This is a genomic window from Maribacter sp. IgM3_T14_3, assembly GCF_049603095.1.
In the GTDB taxonomy this organism is placed as follows: domain Bacteria; phylum Bacteroidota; class Bacteroidia; order Flavobacteriales; family Flavobacteriaceae; genus Maribacter.
Window position 1 is genome coordinate 2,089,574 of the sequence record NZ_CP187138.1, and the last position, 17,331, is coordinate 2,106,904.

At 36.4% G+C, this 17,331-nt stretch carries 17 protein-coding genes; 5 read left to right on the plus strand and 12 right to left on the minus strand.

Going from position 1 to position 17,331, the window contains the following annotated elements; translation table 11 throughout:
* Positions 1 to 5 precede the first annotated feature (5 nt).
* The 11 genes from ACPF9A_RS09465 to cobA form a co-directional block, all read right to left on the minus strand.
* Entirely contained in the window at positions 6 to 845 is an 840-nt protein-coding gene (locus ACPF9A_RS09465; RefSeq protein WP_424003848.1) for an ABC transporter ATP-binding protein, read from the minus strand.
* 19 nt (positions 846 to 864) lie between these two features.
* Positions 865 to 1,965 carry an ABC transporter permease gene (locus tag ACPF9A_RS09470; protein WP_424003850.1) on the minus strand — a complete coding sequence of 367 codons (1,101 nt, stop codon included), beginning with the start codon at positions 1,963 to 1,965 and terminating at the stop codon, positions 865 to 867.
* Positions 1,966 to 1,998: 33 nt separating this feature from the next.
* On the minus strand, positions 1,999 to 3,387 hold the full coding sequence (locus tag ACPF9A_RS09475; protein ID WP_424003852.1) for a CmpA/NrtA family ABC transporter substrate-binding protein: 1,389 nt from the start codon (positions 3,385 to 3,387) through the stop codon (positions 1,999 to 2,001).
* A gap of 253 nt (positions 3,388 to 3,640) precedes the next feature.
* Complete coding sequence (locus tag ACPF9A_RS09480; protein WP_424003854.1) at positions 3,641 to 4,357, minus strand: cytochrome c3 family protein; 717 nt, start codon at positions 4,355 to 4,357, stop codon at positions 3,641 to 3,643.
* Between the two features lie 3 nt (positions 4,358 to 4,360).
* Complete coding sequence (locus tag ACPF9A_RS09485) at positions 4,361 to 5,389, minus strand: 2Fe-2S iron-sulfur cluster-binding protein (RefSeq protein WP_424003856.1); 1,029 nt, start codon at positions 5,387 to 5,389, stop codon at positions 4,361 to 4,363.
* Between the two features lie 8 nt (positions 5,390 to 5,397).
* Positions 5,398 to 5,877 carry a hypothetical protein gene (locus ACPF9A_RS09490; protein ID WP_424003858.1) on the minus strand — a complete coding sequence of 160 codons (480 nt, stop codon included), beginning with the start codon at positions 5,875 to 5,877 and terminating at the stop codon, positions 5,398 to 5,400.
* Between the two features lie 16 nt (positions 5,878 to 5,893).
* Positions 5,894 to 6,724 carry a c-type heme family protein gene (locus ACPF9A_RS09495; RefSeq protein WP_424003860.1) on the minus strand — a complete coding sequence of 277 codons (831 nt, stop codon included), beginning with the start codon at positions 6,722 to 6,724 and terminating at the stop codon, positions 5,894 to 5,896.
* Positions 6,725 to 6,748: 24 nt separating this feature from the next.
* Positions 6,749 to 7,162, minus strand: a complete 414-nt coding sequence (locus tag ACPF9A_RS09500; protein ID WP_424003862.1) for a globin family protein — start codon at positions 7,160 to 7,162, stop codon at positions 6,749 to 6,751.
* 226 nt (positions 7,163 to 7,388) lie between these two features.
* Positions 7,389 to 8,147 carry a Crp/Fnr family transcriptional regulator gene (locus ACPF9A_RS09505; RefSeq protein ID WP_424003864.1) on the minus strand — a complete coding sequence of 253 codons (759 nt, stop codon included), beginning with the start codon at positions 8,145 to 8,147 and terminating at the stop codon, positions 7,389 to 7,391.
* A 12-nt stretch (positions 8,148 to 8,159) separates the two neighbouring features.
* Positions 8,160 to 9,587, minus strand: a complete 1,428-nt coding sequence (locus ACPF9A_RS09510) for a NarK family nitrate/nitrite MFS transporter (RefSeq protein ID WP_424003866.1) — start codon at positions 9,585 to 9,587, stop codon at positions 8,160 to 8,162.
* Positions 9,588 to 9,835: 248 nt separating this feature from the next.
* Entirely contained in the window at positions 9,836 to 10,615 is a 780-nt protein-coding gene (gene cobA, locus ACPF9A_RS09515; protein ID WP_424003868.1) for a uroporphyrinogen-III C-methyltransferase, read from the minus strand.
* Between the two features lie 117 nt (positions 10,616 to 10,732).
* Between cobA and nirB the strand changes: the two genes are divergently transcribed.
* The 5 genes from nirB to ACPF9A_RS09540 all read left to right on the plus strand — a co-directional run bounded on the left by nirB (position 10,733) and on the right by ACPF9A_RS09540 (position 16,774).
* Positions 10,733 to 13,249: a nitrite reductase large subunit NirB gene (gene nirB, locus ACPF9A_RS09520; RefSeq protein WP_424003870.1), complete on the plus strand. Its 2,517-nt coding sequence runs from the start codon at positions 10,733 to 10,735 to the stop codon at positions 13,247 to 13,249.
* A gap of 90 nt (positions 13,250 to 13,339) precedes the next feature.
* A complete protein-coding gene (gene nirD / locus ACPF9A_RS09525; RefSeq protein ID WP_424003872.1) occupies positions 13,340 to 13,720 on the plus strand; it encodes a nitrite reductase small subunit NirD in 381 nt (126 codons plus the stop codon).
* 21 nt (positions 13,721 to 13,741) lie between these two features.
* Positions 13,742 to 14,332 (plus strand): DUF4202 domain-containing protein, encoded by a 591-nt coding sequence (locus tag ACPF9A_RS09530; protein ID WP_424003874.1) that lies wholly within the window; start codon positions 13,742 to 13,744, stop codon positions 14,330 to 14,332.
* A gap of 20 nt (positions 14,333 to 14,352) precedes the next feature.
* A complete protein-coding gene (locus ACPF9A_RS09535) occupies positions 14,353 to 16,203 on the plus strand; it encodes an ATP-binding protein (protein WP_424003876.1) in 1,851 nt (616 codons plus the stop codon).
* A complete protein-coding gene (locus ACPF9A_RS09540) occupies positions 16,190 to 16,774 on the plus strand; it encodes a precorrin-2 dehydrogenase/sirohydrochlorin ferrochelatase family protein (RefSeq protein ID WP_424003877.1) in 585 nt (194 codons plus the stop codon). Before ACPF9A_RS09535 ends, ACPF9A_RS09540 begins: the two co-directional genes overlap by 14 nt.
* A gap of 1 nt (position 16,775) precedes the next feature.
* Here the strand turns inward: ACPF9A_RS09540 and ACPF9A_RS09545 are convergent, their stop codons facing one another.
* Positions 16,776 to 17,330: a hypothetical protein gene (locus ACPF9A_RS09545; protein ID WP_424003879.1), complete on the minus strand. Its 555-nt coding sequence runs from the start codon at positions 17,328 to 17,330 to the stop codon at positions 16,776 to 16,778.
* Position 17,331 lies beyond the last annotated feature (1 nt).

Here is a 17,331-nt window from a genome sequence, read left to right on the forward strand (position 1 = left end):
TTTCTTTAGGCTACAAAGCTTTTGGGAGTAAGCTCTGGAAGTTTATATTCTACGTCAGAAACTGTCTTTCTTTCATCACCTATATCCATTAAGTATTCGATGATGGAGTTTCTTGTTTTCTTGTATTCAGGATTATCATTCATTGCTGTTTTATCCCTTGGTCTTTCAATATCAATCTTAAACTCCGGACCCAGAGTGGCATTCGGACCTGGTTTTAAAGGGATTATTCTATCTGCCATATAAATACCTTCATCAACATCATTGGTAATCAGCAATGCGGTTCGCTTGTCTTGGCTCCAAATATTTAAGATTTCATCTTGTAAATTTCCTCTTGTCAAAGCATCTAATGCTCCTAAAGGTTCATCCATAATGATCATTTCAGGATTCATGGCCAAAGCACGTGCTACCGCAACCCTTTGTCGCATTCCCCCTGATAATTCTTTAGGTCTCTTATTAATTGCCGGACTAAGATTTACCATGCCTACGTAATTTTTCACTATTTCCATCAAGGCTTTTTTATTCTCCTTAGGAAAAGCTTCTTTTACCGCCATGTAAATATTTTGACCCACTGTCAACCAAGGTAACAGCGAATAGTTTTGAAAAATCACACCACGCTCATGACTAGTCTCGGTTACCGGAACTCCTTTAAAAAGAACCTCTCCGCTAGTTGGTTGCAAGAGCCCGTTTATAAGATTTACTAAAGTGGTTTTTCCACTTCCGGTAAATCCTACAATAGCTACAAACTCACCTTCATCCATAGTCAGGTTGATGTTAGAAAGTACTTCTGTACTACCATCTCCCTCACCATAGGTTTTATAAATATTATTTAGTTCTAAATATGCCATGTTCTATCTTTTGAAAGCGTTATGCCATTTCATTTTTATTGAAAGAAACCATATTCTGTACAGCAAGCATTAGTCTATCTAACAAGAAACCAATGATACCAATAACGAACATTGCCACAATGATTTTTGAGTTAGAATCGTTAGCACCGTTCTGAAATTCTTCCCATACGAAAAGACCTAATCCTTGACTTTGTGCTAAAAGTTCAATGGCAATCAATACCATCCAAGCAACGGATAGCGTAATTCGTAGTCCTGTAAATATTAATGGTAAAGAGGATGGCAAAATGACTTTGAACACTTTCTGGAACGTACCTAGCTTTAATACCTTGGCAACATTGATATAATCTTTATCTACCGACGAAACTCCCATTGCCGTATTGACCAACGTTGCCCACATGGCACAAAGACCTACACTAATAAATGAGATTACAAATGCATTATCAGAACTGTCGCCGATATACAATGTCTTTACAATCATAAAAACCAACAGGTACCATACAACTGGCGATACTGGTTTAAAAATTTGAATGAACCAGTTGAAGGCGCTTCGTAATGACGGACTAAGCCCTATAACTATCCCGATAGGTACTGCGATAAACATTGCTAAAAGAAAACCGGCAAATACTGTTTTTATACTTGTTAAGACTATGTCTACAAAAGAGGCTCTACCTGTATATACAATTGGATCTTGACCTTGAGAAATCATTTTCTCATTAGTGACCGCCATTTTCTCAACAAATGCCGCTTTATCTGCACGTATAACTTTATGGTCCGCTATCAAAGATTGTAAGGATGCCCATACTTGAGAAGGCGATGGCAAGGTATTGGGCTGGCAAGTACTGTCGCCAGATTCAATACATGCACGTTCAGCAACTGCAGCCGCTTCTCCCTGTTCTTGCATTGCTTTTTCTACTCTGTAATTTGCCTCTTTGTTATACAAGGCTTTAGAACCCATCTGCCATAAACCAATAAACAATAATATGGATAGAAGAGTTATACCAGTATTTTTTAAGGATTTTATAATACCATCTTTTTTAATACTTGGCGTAAGTTTCAAAAGCATTTGCTTCAAACTAGAAGTCAAACTATTTTCGTTTTTTAAGACCATTTCTTGTTCCATACTATTTAATTTAAGGTCAATGAATTACTTTAATTATTTCTTGTCTTTGTTGCCGATCGAGAAACTGTTGATATACCCAATTGGATCCTTGGCATCATAGCTTGTACCATCTATAAAATCTGAAGTCACTGCTTTGTAACCATCAGTATTCGGAACATCGGCGGCTGGTATTTGACCTTCTGCAACCAAAAGATCTGCGGCTTTTTTCCAAATATCCGGACGGTAAATGTCTTTAATGGTAGAAGCATACCAATCTGATGATTTTGATTCAGGAATTTGACCCCATCTACGCATTTGTGTTAAGAACCATATTCCGTCGGAATAGAATGGATATGTTGCATTGTACTTATAGAATACATTGAAATCTGGCATTTCACGCTTGTCTCCTTTTTCGAATTCGAATGTACCTGTCATAGAGTTTGCCAATACTTCCTTTGGTGCACCCACATATTGAGACATGGAAAGTATATCTACAGCCTCTGCTCTATTAGAAGGTTCATCTAGCCATTTACCAGCTCTAATTAATGCTTTTGTTACCGCTATAGCAGTGTTCGGATTTTGCTCTACAAACTGCTTTGTCATTACAAATACTTTCTCTGGATTGTTCTTCCAAATATCATAGTTGGTTATTACCGGTACACCTATTCCTTTAAATACCGCTTGTTGGTTCCAAGGCTCACCTACACAGTATCCATAAATAGTACCTGACTCTAATGTAGCTGGCATTTGTGGCGGTGGCGTTACAGAAAGTAAAACCTCAGCATCTATCTGCCCTTGCACATTATCTGCCGTATACATACCTGGGTGAATACCAGCAGCAGCTAACCAATAACGCAATTCATAGTTGTGTGTAGATACTGGGAAAACCATTCCCATTTTAAAAGGTTTACCTTCATTTTTATACGAAGTAATTACCGGTTTTAAAGCATCTGCTTTAATTGGGTGAATTGGCTTACCATCTGAATCTGCTGGTACATTCGGCTTCATTTTAGACCAAACATCATTAGATACCGTAATTCCGTTACCGTTTAAATCCATTGAAAACGGAGTAACCAATTCTGCTTGTCTACCAAAACCTGCTCCTGCAGCGATTGGCTGACCTGCCAACATATGTGATCCGTCTAATTGACCATCTATTACACGGTCTAAAACATTTTTCCAGTTAGATTGTGCTTCTACCGAAACAAAAAGTCCTTCTTCTTCAAAAAAGCCTTTTTCTTTTGCTATAGCCAAAGGAGCCATATCTGTAAGTTTAATAAAGCCAAATGTTAATTGAGGCTTTTCAATATCAAGCATTTTGGTTTTAGACGTTACAGCTTCTTCTACAACCGTTTCGGCTTTCTTGCTTTTTGTATCTCCACAAGACATAATGACTGCCGCCATTGATGCAAGTAAAGATGCTTTTGTAAAAATAGTTCTCATATCAGTGTGTTTAAAAATTTAACTACGTATTTATACTTATTTTAAACAAATGTATACGTAATGAGTTTTACAAATGATGTTATAGCGCATAAGCTTTCAATCTTTTGTTCCACAGTAAAACCTGCTAAAAAACATTTAAATCTTGTAAAACATTGATATATAGTTAGTACTTATACTTAAAGTATAATTACGTAGTACTATTAAAAATGAAATTTTTTAAAACTCTGGTTTTAAGGAAAGGGAAATAAGTAAACTATTTTTTTTGAAGTGTCTTGATCCACGCGGGCTCTGAAAGTCCGATGTATTTTTTATCGGTTCCATAAGGATCCTTACCGCCATCAAAATAAGCTTGTATCGTTTTCATAGGAATTGTGTCCTTAATCTTAACCGGTACATTATATTTATGGTTGCCATGAAAATCGTGACATTGAATACAGGTAAACCATTGCTCATTAGCAATCAGTTCAGAATGGGGTACATCAATAGGATCATCTTCGACCTCTAAATCCTGATGGCAATTCATACAATAATTTATAGAAGCTACACTTACCCGTTCACCATTGTGTTCGGTATGACAGGTAATACATGTGGTAGCGTCAATTTTAGCAATTGCCTTTTTAAATCTAGGTTCTGAAAACCGATACGAAGGATGTCTGTCATTTGGTCTGTCGTGACACTCTAAACAATTATTTACAGTTACATCTTGTGTTCCAAAATCAACGGATTTTTCCCTCATCCCCGCCAGGTGTGAAATGTTGGACTGAACTTGCTGAATCAAATTACCATTCGCATCTGCATGACAGGTAACACATGATAGATCTTCATGACCTTTGTTCATTGTACCAAGAGAGATATATTCTTCTGAAGCTTCTAATGAGAAAAAACCAACGATACCTATGGCAACCAAAAGACCGATAAGCCCTCCAAAAAATTGTCTTCCTCTTAAAGGTGATACTTTAATAAAACGCATACTCTATATTTCAATTATAACATTCTCGCTAGCAGGATAGCTTACACAGGTCAATATTTTACCGGCGTCTACATCTTTTTGATCTAGAAAATGACCCTCTGTCATAGTAACTTCCCCTGTTTGGCAAGTTGCTAAACATGTTGAACACATACCTGATCTACAGGAATAGGGCATATCAATGTTGTTCGCCATTGCAGCTTGTAAAATGGTCTTATCATTTTCCATATATAGTTCATGATTTTTTCCATTCAACAGAATTTGAACCTTGCTCTGCAGACCACTTTTTACAACTACTTTATCTGGTCTTTTGAATAGCTCTTCTTTAATCTTGCTTGACGAAACCTTATTAACAAGTAAAATACTTTTAACGGCCTCCATAAAACCAAAGGGACCGCAAATCATATATTGACAACTTTTAAATTCTAGATCATGTTTTTCCATTAAATCCATCACCAAAGTTTCCGTAATAAGCCCCTTATGGTAATTGTCTAATTTTGGTGCTTCTTTAGATATAAGGAACTCCACATTAAATCTATCTTTAAAATTTTGCAGCAGTTCTTCAATTTCAGTTTTGAAAATTATAGCATTGGTATTTCGGTTTGCATACACCAATACTATTTTAGACTTCGGTTCTTTGGTCAAGACCGATTTAATGATTGAAAATATCGGAGTTATTCCACTCCCTCCAGCAAAAAAAACATAGGCCGATTCTTGTTTCTTTTCTGGGATAACAAAAAAACTACCGTCGGGCTTATCTATCTCTAGTTTATCACCGACTTTTAAATGATCATGTATGTGATTAGAAATCAATCCATTGTCAACTCTTTTAACTGTAACTTTCGGCTCTTTGTCAGTATAAGGGTTACTACTAAATGAATAGGCCCTTTTATGAATTTTATTATCTACTTTAAAGTGCAGGGTTACGAATTGCCCCGGTAAGTATTTTATCTTATTGAACAGCCCCCCATTTTTAAAAATGACGCTTACGGTATCATCTGTTTCTTTTTCTATGTTTTTTACAGTTAATTTCATTCGTATAATTATTTGTAATAGAAAACCATAGTAATATGGAAAAACATCAAAATGGTAATAATAATAGAGAATGCTACGTGAGATATCATCCAACCTTTGAACAATACCTCACTGTTATTTTTTATAACATCTAGATTTACATAACCTATTAATGCATTTGCAAAGAACAAGTACGCCAATAGTGCCAAGTAACCATAACCCATACCCATACTATGTACGTAGAAAAAAACAGGGCTTAAAGCACCTGCCCACTTATGCATTAATGTCATTTTTATGGAGTGCTTTCTTAGCATTTTAATTACCCTACTAAGTGTCAGTACCCATTGAAATGTGATAAAAAGTGCCAAGAAAAGACCAGACCATCTTTTATACATTTCTTCATGCTGTAATAATTTTAACCAGGTCCATTCTAATTTTAAAAAAAACTGTAAAAAGAACAATACCAAGAGCAGCAAACCTATTATCGAGGTCAAGTTTTTATTTTTCAAAAAATAAGTTTTCTTGTTATTTACTTGCTATCAATGTCTTCATTGTATCATACGAAGAAAGCTTTCTAACGCTATCTAGAAAAACTTCTGGTGATGGAAGATAGTTTCCTTCTGAAGGCCATTTATCTCCTATTACCGGTTTTTCAGAAGATTTAAATGCGGCAATCTCATCTAAGTACTCCATATAAATATCTACGGTACCTTTTGAGTATGCATTTAACACCTCTATTGCTCCTGAATATGTTAAGGAATCCTTTGGATATTGCCAAGTTGTGGCACCCATGACATCGCCTAATTTCCAATCGGTTTTCGTAGTTTGTGGATGATCGTTATGACACGTTACACATGCTTGAGCACTAGCAAGATCCGCAAACATCGCGGTGTGGAGTTCTTGAGACTCGTCATAAAAAAATTTAGGTTCTTGCGTTTCTTTGATATCCTTGAAAAGCTCAGCTTGTTGACCCTCAAATTTATTAGCCTTGTTCACAGGGAAATCAGAACCCAAGTACAAGCCTAATGGTACTGGACCTTTTTTGATACTGGTAGCCACCCCACGTAAAAAAAGCGCAGGTAAAGGACCAGCTTCAACATCATCTTTACGCCAATCTTCATCAAATTTCATTCCCTGTAACATTCCTTTGCCTACAATGGCCTTGGTATATAACGTTCTTGTAACATCATTTTCCTTTGATACCATTTCTAAAACTTCATCAACAGAAAAAACATTGTCTTCTGCTGCACTCGTTTCACCTTTTTCTTCAGGAACTCCGCCGCATGAATTCAAAATCAATAAACTGATGAAAAGAATCATTACTATAAGCAATGGAGAATTGTTTAGTTTTTTCATAATAGAGTGTTTTAAAAATGATAATTATTTGCCGGCATTAATCATAACAGAAGCCATGGTGCCATATACCGAAGCCCAGGCATTTTTAACTTCTGGAGTAAAATCATCTCCCAGACCAGTCTCAAGTGTGCTTAATAATGCTGCACCAACAGTATCGTAATGTGAATCTTCAACCTTATATTCTACATGACGTTTGCCTAAATTTTCTAAAACAGGAACAAGCATTTCTAGATTATTCAACCCTGCTACGGCACTGGCAAGCATAGTCATTAATTTATTCCCCTGAGCGGTAATTGCTTCTTCTCCTGTTGGAAATATGGCTCTTAATGAAGAATCAATCTCAAAAAGCTTGGCATAAAATATTTTTCCCGCTGTCTCTGAAATTGGTTTTACTTTTTCAAACGAACCTTGTACAAGGTCTATAGTAGTCTGTTCCATAATCTAATAGTTTTAATTGTTTTATAATAAACAAGTATTAATACTTATTTATATGACAAATATAAAACCTAGACTACGTACTAGTTATGTGAAAACGAAGCATAAAGAATCTTATTTCAACATAAAAAAATATGTTTTTTATCAGTTTTTTAAACTTTAGTTAAAAACATTTACAGTTATACTTAGTAAAATAAGTAGTTGTAGGTTAAGTAATTAGAGGAAGATATTAGCTATCTAAGTAGAAATTGTGCTCTGATATTTCTTTTTTAAGCAATTCAATATTAGAAATACCTACTCTTTTACCTTTGGTAAGTAACAAGCCTTCTTTTTTAAGAATAGAGAACATTCTTATTACCTGTTCTTCTGTGGTACCTGCATAATCTGCATACTCACGTCTACTTAATAAAAGGGAAGAAAATCCGTTAGTTTGTCCAAACTTACGATCGATATATAATAAGGTATCTATGACACGTTCTCTAACGGTCATTTGAGATAACGATTTTACTCGGATTTCACTACGATTAAGTTCATTCGCGTAAAACAACATAAAATCATATGTTAGACTAGGTGTTTCCCTTAATGTTTCTTGAAGCAATTCTTTTGAGAAATAACATAAGGTACAATCTACCAAAGCAATGGCACTTATAGGGTATGTCTCTTCTGTGCCAAAACCTCTATGCCCAATAATTTCTCCCGGAGTTGCAAAGCGTACAATTTGTTCTTTGCCATGAAGACCGGTTCTCAATACTTTGACCTTACCACTTAGCAGAAAAAATAGTCCGGTAACAGAGGCACCTTCCATAATAAACTGCTGCCCCTTTTTACATTTAATTTCTTTTCTTGCTTGAACTAATTCGCCAATAGTATAAGAATGAATATTCTTTTGAATTAGGCATTTCTTATTGGTACAAATACTACACGCACTATCAAGTAGTTCAGAATTACTGGAAGAAAACTTTGATATGTTTGTTGTGCCTGTACGCATAGATAATCTTATTTATATAGTACTTGGAGATAAATCAATTACAGGCTTGTTAACTGTTTTCAATTCTTCTTTCACTTGTTTTTCATCTTCTGTAGAGAATTTAATAGCAAGTGTTGTCAAGGCCGTAATTACTACAAAACCACCAATTATAAAGTAACCACTTGACACTGCACCCGAAGCAGCAGCAGCTTGTGCCGCTTTCATGGCTTCTTCACCTAAATTTGAATTTGCATCTAAAGCATTGGTCTCTGCCCAGGATGACTTTGATTTTAGCAATAGTGCGGCTAAAAAGGCTCCAACATTACCACCTGCGCCAACAATACCTGAGATAGAACCAATTGCTTTTTTGTTTATAAATGGAACTACCGAAAAAGTTGCCCCTTCTGCCATTTGAACCGTTATACTAAAAGTAATTAAGAATATAATACCCATAGCAAAACTTGTGGTCAGTGAAAAGACCGAAAGCATCGCACCTTCAAGTGCCAGAATTACGGTTAAGAAAAGTACTCTACCACGTAAACCCTTTAATCTACCAAATCGATCTCCGAAAAAACCACCCAAGGTTCTTGCAAAAATATTCATCAATGCAAAAGAAAGTACCAAATTACCAGCCGTAGACCTTGTAAGTCCGAATGTGTTTTGCAAGTAATCATCCATAGTACCATATACCGTAAGCTCCATACCAAAAGATGCTGCATAAACTATGAAAAGTATCCACACTCTATAATCTTTCAATACACTTACAAATGATTCTTCATCTTTTTTAAGCTTTGGCATTTTGCCAGCTTCTTTCAATTCTTTAAAGTTTCCTTCAGGTGTGTCTTGTGTAAAAAAGTAATATACAACACCCATTATCATTGCAATAACACCGGCGATAATCATGGAGTAACGCCAAGCAATTTCATCGGCAACTCCAAAACTGACCACTGCCGCAGCAATTAAAGGCATACCAAGGCGGTTGGCACCACCACCTAAATTCCCCCATCCTGCTGAGGTAGCATTGGCAGTACCAACAATATTGGGAGCGAACATTATAGAGGTATGAAACTGTGTAATTACAAATGATGCACCTATAAAACCTATAAACAATCTACATATTAAGAATTGCGTTGGTGTTTGAACAAAGCCAATAAGAATTACAGGTATAGCCCCTAAAATCAATAAATAGGTATAACATAATCTAGGACCATATTTATCACATAATTTTCCAATTAATAATCTAGCGAAAACAGTACCGGTTACTGCCAGTATAATCGAATTCCACTTTTGATCAGGAGTCAAGCCTAGGTCTTTTACCACATCTGGCATAAACGGTACAATACCAAACCAAGCAAAGAAGCATATAAAGAACGCTATTGATGTAATCCAAAAAGTACGTATTGGCATACTTTTTAAATCAGTTAACTTTAAAGTGGTCGATTTTTTGGATTGATTTTCCATAATAATATAGATTTCAATTATAACTTAGTACAAACCTACTATAATTTATACGTAATTATACGTATTTTTAAATAATTTTCTCACTTACTACGTATAATTACATACTTTCAATTATTTGGGCTGGTCAATTATCACATTCGAAATTTAGATAAGACGAAAATCAATTATTCGGAATTTCAGATTTAAAACAAGAAGTTGTTTTCTAAAATTGCTACGTAGAAAGTAGTATTTAAAGGAGGATATATGCTTTAAATTGCATCATGTAATATTCGCTGCACTTCTTCTTCAAAAAAGGATGGGTGATCAGCTACTACATCACCAATAACTATGATACCGTGCATGTTGGTTTCTATAGTCGATGTATACTTATGTATCGATTCTAAAGTAGCCACAACACATCTTTCATTTGGTGTTGTTCCATTTTGAATTACAGCAATAGGTGTCATTCTACCCCTGTATTTACTGACCTCATCAATAATTTTATCTAATTTCCTTATCCCCATTAAAATCACCATAGTAGTCGATGACTTAGCAGCATATTGCAAATCTTGAGAGAATGTACCATCTTTTTTGGTCGCGGTCATAACCCAAAAACTACTACTTACCCCTCTTTTGGTCATCGGTATGCCCTGACTAGATGGCACGGCAATAGAACTCGAAATACCTGGTATTACACTTACAGGTATACCGAATGCCTCTACATATTCAATCTCTTCATTTGCTCGTCCAAATACAAAAGGATCTCCGCCTTTTAAGCGTACTGCATGCCCATACTCGAAGGCGTATTTTACTATCAATTCATTGATTTCGTCTTGGGTGTGTGAGTGCTTTCCACATCTTTTACCTATGTATATTTTAGGTATATCGCTACGTATTTCAGATAATAGCTCATCGCTAATTAATGCATCGTACAGTATTATATCCGCCTCGTTCAAAACCCTTAAACCCCTTACTGTTATTAAGTCTTTAGCGCCAGGACCCGCACCTACTAAACTCACTTTTGCCGTTTTCTCTGATTCCTTCTTCATAGTATTTAGCTGTAATAATTATTGATTCCACAACAATAATACGTATTTATTTCGATTAAAACATAGAATATATACGTATTTATACGTAATATTGTTATGTAGCTAAATAAAAAGGGTATGAAAACTATACTAGTTGTCGGTAATGGAATGGTAGGGTACAAATTCTGTGAAAAATTTGTCGCCAGAGAAGAAAGCAAGCAATTTAAACTCATCGTTTTTGGCGAAGAACCTCGTGCTGCCTATGACAGAGTTCACCTAAGCGAATTTTTTGCGAGTAGAGATGCCAAAGCATTAGAAATGGCTCCTTTAGAATGGTATGTAGAAAACGGAATAGATTTGGTCGTTAACGAAAGGGTAACCGATATACACAGAACTAAAAAGACCATTACTACGGCAAGTGAAAAAGAATTTAGCTATGATTATCTTATTCTTGCTACTGGTTCTGCCCCCTTTGTACCGCCTATTAAGGGAGTAGAGAAAAAAGGTGTCTTTGTGTATAGAACTATTGAAGATCTAGAGCAAATGCTAGACTATGCCGAAGAAATTAAAAAGGTAAAACCTAACGGAAGAGCTGCTGTTCTAGGTGGTGGCTTATTAGGTCTAGAAGCTGGTAAGGCGGTTATGGATATGGGTCTTGAACCCCATGTTGTTGAATTCGCACCCAAACTTATGCCAAGACAGTTAGACTCAAGAAGTAGTAATGTGCTTCAACTCACTTTAGAATCTATTGGTATCGCAATACATACCGGTAAGGCTACCAATAGTATTATGGGCAATGGCGCCATTACGGGAATGGATTTTGGTGAAGACGATACATTAGATGTTGATATGTTAGTCATTTCCGCAGGTATACGCCCAAGAGATGAGCTCGGTAAAACGTGTAATCTAGAAATGGGTGTACGTGGCGGCATTGTAGTAAATAATAAAATGCAAACATCTGACCCTACAATCTATGCCATTGGCGAGGTGGCTTTATACAACCATATGATTTATGGTTTGGTTGCCCCTGGTTATGAAATGGCAGAAGTTGCGGTGAATCAAATATTGAATTCTACCGACATTGTAATGAAGTCTGAAATTGATATGTCTACCAAACTAAAACTTATAGGGGTAGATGTTGCTAGCTTTGGCGTGCCTTATATGCCTGCTGATAAAGGACTTTCCATTATCTATGAAAACAAGACAAAGGGTGTTTATAAAAGAATCAACGTAAGTCATGATGGTAAAACATTGTTAGGCGGTATCATGGTTGGCGATGCTGAAGATTATAGTATTCTTCATCAAATGTACCTCAACAATATGCCTTTGCCCGATAATGCCGAAGAGCTTATTGTGGGTTCTAGAGGCGAAGGCGGTTCTGCTTTTGGTAGTGCCATGGATCTGCCAGATACTGCCGTAATCTGTTCATGTGAGGCAGTTACCAAAGGTGATGTTTGTTTTTCTGTTCTTGAAGATGGTAATGAGACTATCAAAGATGTTGCCAAAGCGACCAAAGCAACTACAGGTTGTGGGGGTTGCAAGCCGATGGTAGCCGATTTAATTAAAGAGAGTTTAAAGACACTTGGTAAAACTGTCAAAGAACGTCTTTGTGAACATTTTGATTATTCTCGTCAAGAACTTTTCGACCTCACAAAATTGAAAGGGATTACCGATTACGATACATTATTAGATGAAGTGGGTACCGGTAATGGATGCGAAGTTTGCAAACCTGCCGTCGCAGCAATTTTTGCCAGTCTTTACAATGAGACAGCAAATAGACAAGAAACTATTCAAGATACCAACGATCGATATTTAGCAAATATTCAACGTAACGGAACGTATTCTGTAGTGCCAAGGGTAGCGGGTGGCGAAATAACACCGAAGCAACTAATGGCTATTGGTAGAATAGCCCAAAAATATGATTTGTACACCAAAATTACTGGTGGTCAACGAATAGATATGTTCGGAGCCAAACTACATGAGCTTCCTCCTATCTGGGAAGAATTAATTGCAGAAGGATTTGAAACGGGACAAGCATATGGTAAATCTCTACGTACCGTAAAAAGCTGTGTAGGATCTACCTGGTGCCGTTATGGTATGGATGAAAGTGTAAGCTTTGCGGTAGAAATTGAGCACCGATATAAAGGCATTCGTTCTCCGCATAAATTTAAAGGCGGTGTATCGGGTTGTATTCGCGAATGTGCCGAAGCAAGAGGTAAAGATTTCGGATTCATTGCCGTTGAAGGCGGATGGAATGTTTATGTTGGTGGTAACGGTGGTGCTACTCCAAAACATGCAATTTTACTTGCCGAAAAGGTTGATAAAGAAACTGCTATAAAATATGTAGATCGCTTTATCATGTTCTATATTAAAACAGCCCAACCATTACAAAGAACTGCCCCATGGCTAGAGAAATTGGAAGGCGGAATAACCTATTTACAGAACGTTGTCATCAACGATTCTTTAGGTATTGCGAAACAACTTGATTACGAAATGCAAGCTCTGGTAGATTCTTATGTATGCGAATGGAAAGAAGCTGTTGAAACCCCAGAAATAAGAGAGCGTTATACTCACTTCGTAAACTCTGAAGAAACAGATAACAATATTGAGTTTGTGTCATTAAGAGACCAAAAAATGCCTAAGGAGTGGGCGTAACGGTTGATGGTTGACAGTTGTTGGTTGTTAGTTTGCCTTTGTTTCAACCTTATGAGTGTAAAAATTTATTAAATATTAAAAATCGAAATTATGTCTTTATCTGTTTTGAATACCTACGAAAGTGTAGCTGCTAGTGATGTTACCGTTTGGTTTAAGGCCGCCCCAATTTCTAAGTTTCCTAAAAACGGTGGCGCTTGCATAAAATACAAAGACAAGCAGATCGCTGTATTTAATTTCACAAGAGAAGGAAAATGGTACGCTTGTCAAAATTTATGTCCGCATAAAATGGAAATGGTGCTTTCAAGAGGTATGATCGGGGAAGAGAATATGGAGCCTAAAGTTGCTTGCCCGCTTCACAAAAACACCTTTTCGCTACAAACCGGTGAAAATTTAAATGGTTCTTTGGATGCAATTGCTACTTATCCGGTAAAAATAGAGTCGGACTTTGTGTATGTTGGTTTTTCTGAATAGTTTTGAGTAAATAATTGACTTATGGCGATGACAGATAAATTACTTGTAGCATTTCAAAAATTCGACGCCGCCAATACCCAAGATCCTAATACCGAAATTTTCGAGGGAACTACCTACCCAAAGGAAGTTCTTTACGGAATTCGAATGACCGAACGGTTAAATAAATTTGATGAAAACGCGTCTGAAGCACTACGCCTTACTGCCCGTTGTCAGCATATCTGCAGATGGGAAATACCTAGAGAGTCTTATGAAATGAATCGCGAAGGATACTTGAGATGGCGACAAGAACTTAAAAAATTTCATGCTAATAAGGCATCTTCGATTTTAGAACATGTCGGTTATGATGATGAAACCATAGCTAATGTCAAGTTTATTTTAGAGAAAAAACAACTAAAGAAAAACGAAGAAACCCAAACTTTAGAAGATGTTATCTGCCTAGTATTCTTAGAGTTCTATTTTGAACCTTTTGCGCATAAACACCCTGAAGACAAAACGATTGACATCCTTCAAAAAACATGGAAAAAAATGTCAACAAAAGGTCAAGATGCCGCTTTAAAATTACCGCTCTCTAAATTCTCTTTAGATTTGATTAGCAAGGCACTACAGGCTTAATAGTAAATTACGATTTCTTTATGGCTAATAATGAGCATAATATACCATTAGACACGGCTACATTTATACGTATACGTAAATGGTACTTGTTTGCATTGGCTGCCATTGCTCTTACCGTTATTATTGCCCAAGTGCTTATTCAACTACACTTAAAATCACAATCTGGCGATTCTGAGCTTATAAATGTAGCCGGTAGACAACGTGCCTTTAGTCAGAAATTAGTCAAGGAAACGTTGCTTCTAAAAGAGATTACAGACCCCGAGGAAAAAAAAATGGTCTTGTCTGAAATTGACAAAACGCTTGAAGTTTGGAAAAAATCTCACCTTGGCCTTCACTTAGGTGACGCTTCTTTTAACCTGCCTTATGAAGATGACCCAAAGGTTCAGTTGTTGTTCACCGAACTAGAACCTCATCATGCGGCGATGGTCAAAGCTATTGAACATATTCTTGTAACACACAAACAAAACATAAACACTGCCGTTCAAGAAAATGATCTGAACAACTTATTGATAAATGAGCGTCCGTTTTTAAGTATCATGGATCAAATTGTAAACGAATATGATGCCCGTAGTAATGAACAACTTCAAAAACTAAAGCAAAAAGAGTATTGGTTATTGGCATTTTCCCTATTGATTCTTCTGTTAGAAATCTTTTTTATTTTTCGCCCATTATCCATCCAAATTAAAAATACTATTGGTCATCTAATGGGTAAGGATTTGGAGTCTAAAGGTCAGCTAGATAAAATTCAAAGTTTATACAATGAAAAAGAACGCTCTTTAAAAGAACTTCAAGAACTCAATTTCGTGATCGATAATGCAGCACTATTTGCTAGTATTCGTAAAGATGGTTCCATTGTATTCATTAGTAAGAAATTTTTAGATTTATTGGGGCATGATACGGCACCTGTAAACAAACCCATTTCTGAAATACTTACTATTGAAGAAGGTCAGCAATCGTACCTTAAAGAGGTGTTTAAAATCAATCGAAAAAATGTAATGCGTAATGAAGAGCTGCAAGTGGTAACCACAAAAGGCGCTACAATTTGGTTGGATATGTCTATCGTACCAATGCATCAATCTACATTAGAGCAAGATATTTTAATTCTATGCTCAGACATTACAGAGCGTAAAGAAAATCAACTTAAAGTACAGCAATTGACCAAGCAGAATTTTGAGGAGCGCATGCAACAAAAGAAGGTGCAGGCAAGCCAAATTGTAGAGGGTCAAGAAGAAGAACGCAAGCGTATTGCCAAAGACATTCATGATGGTATTGGGCAAATGCTAACCGCTCTTAAATTTAATATTGAATCTATAGATATTGAAAATACTGCTAAAACCGGGGAGAAAATCGCCTATTTAAAAGCATTAACATCTGACCTAATTAAAGGAGTTAGAACAGCGACTTTTAATCTTACTCCGCCAGAATTGAGTGACCACGGTATATTCCCAGCAATTCATAAAATGACGACAGAACTGTCTAAATTGACCGGAAAAAATATCTTGTTTAAAAACAAAACTGACGACAATATAAGGTTCGACTCTCTAGCAGAAACGAATATTTATCGTGTTACCCAAGAAGCGGTAAATAATGCCATTAAATACGCAGATGCAAATTACATATTGGTTACCTTAAATTACTCCTATCCTATTTTGAGTGTAGTTATAGATGATGACGGAAAAGGTTTTGACGATACTATTCTTGGTCAATTACCAAAAAATAATAGTGAAGGTGGTATGGGTCTGTTTTTTATGAAAGAACGTATAGACTATATTAACGGCAGACTTTTTATAACCTCTGAAATTGGGAAAGGAACGCGAGTTACCATCAATTACAAAACAGAAGAAAACAAAACACTACATGGAACGGAATGAGCTTTACCCCGTATTTTTAAAAGTATCTAACCTGCATATTTTAATTGTTGGCGGTGGCAATGTTGCGCTAGAAAAATTGACTTTCTTATTAAAGTCGAGCCCAAAAGCACAGGTAGAAATGGTGGCACCCATGTTCCGCGAAGAAACCATTGCACTCGCGAATAAATTCGATATTAAAATGAATGTGGCGAATTTCGATGTTTCTTATTTGAAAGGGAAACATATCGCTATTGCCACCACAGATAATGTACCGGTAAATGAACAGGTATATCATCATTGTAGAGAAAGGCAAATATTAGTAAACGTAGCTGATAACCCGCCTTTTTGTGATTTCTACATGGGTGGCATCGTTACTAAAGGGAATGTAAAAGTGGCTATTTCTACTAATGGAAAATCACCGACCACAGCCAAAAGATTACGTCAGTTTTTTGAAGACGTTATTCCTGAAAATATAGACGACCTCGTTAAAAACCTCAACGAATTTAGAAAGACCATAAAAGGTGATTTCGAAGAAAAAGTCGAAACCTTAAATGAGTTTACCAAAGGGTTGGTGAATAAGAAAGAGGAGTAGGCTATTTCTCAAAACTAAGATGGGCAACGTCGTGACTACAGCTGTAATGCGCATTGTCCGCTGCATAAACTGCTGAATCTGCTGAACTTTGTGCTTCTTTCATTAAACGCTGTGCTTTACGCATGTAGAATTGTAAGTTACCTAGGTTATTCGCCTTAGCAGCATTCTTAACATTTTCAAAAGCTTCGGTTGAAAAATCGCGAGAATCTATAGTATGTCTTTCGGCATCGATAGTATAGCTCATGGCATCTTCTAAACCACAAGTTTGAGAATCGTATTGCGCTTCTGATGCTAAAGTTACAGCTTCATCTGCTGCATTTACTGCCTGCCCCATTAATAGCATTGCTGTTCTAGTATTTTTTCGCGCCGTACTTATAGAGGCGTCAAAAGAAGCAATCTCAACAGCGGTACTCAATGAATCTGAGAGCTGACTAAATTGCGACATGTACTGATGTACATCGCTGATTTCACTTTTAAAAACTTCGCATTGGGCTTGAACATACGTTGATGTAAAAAACAGTACAGCAACTTTTAAATAGGTTTTAATCGTAATCATA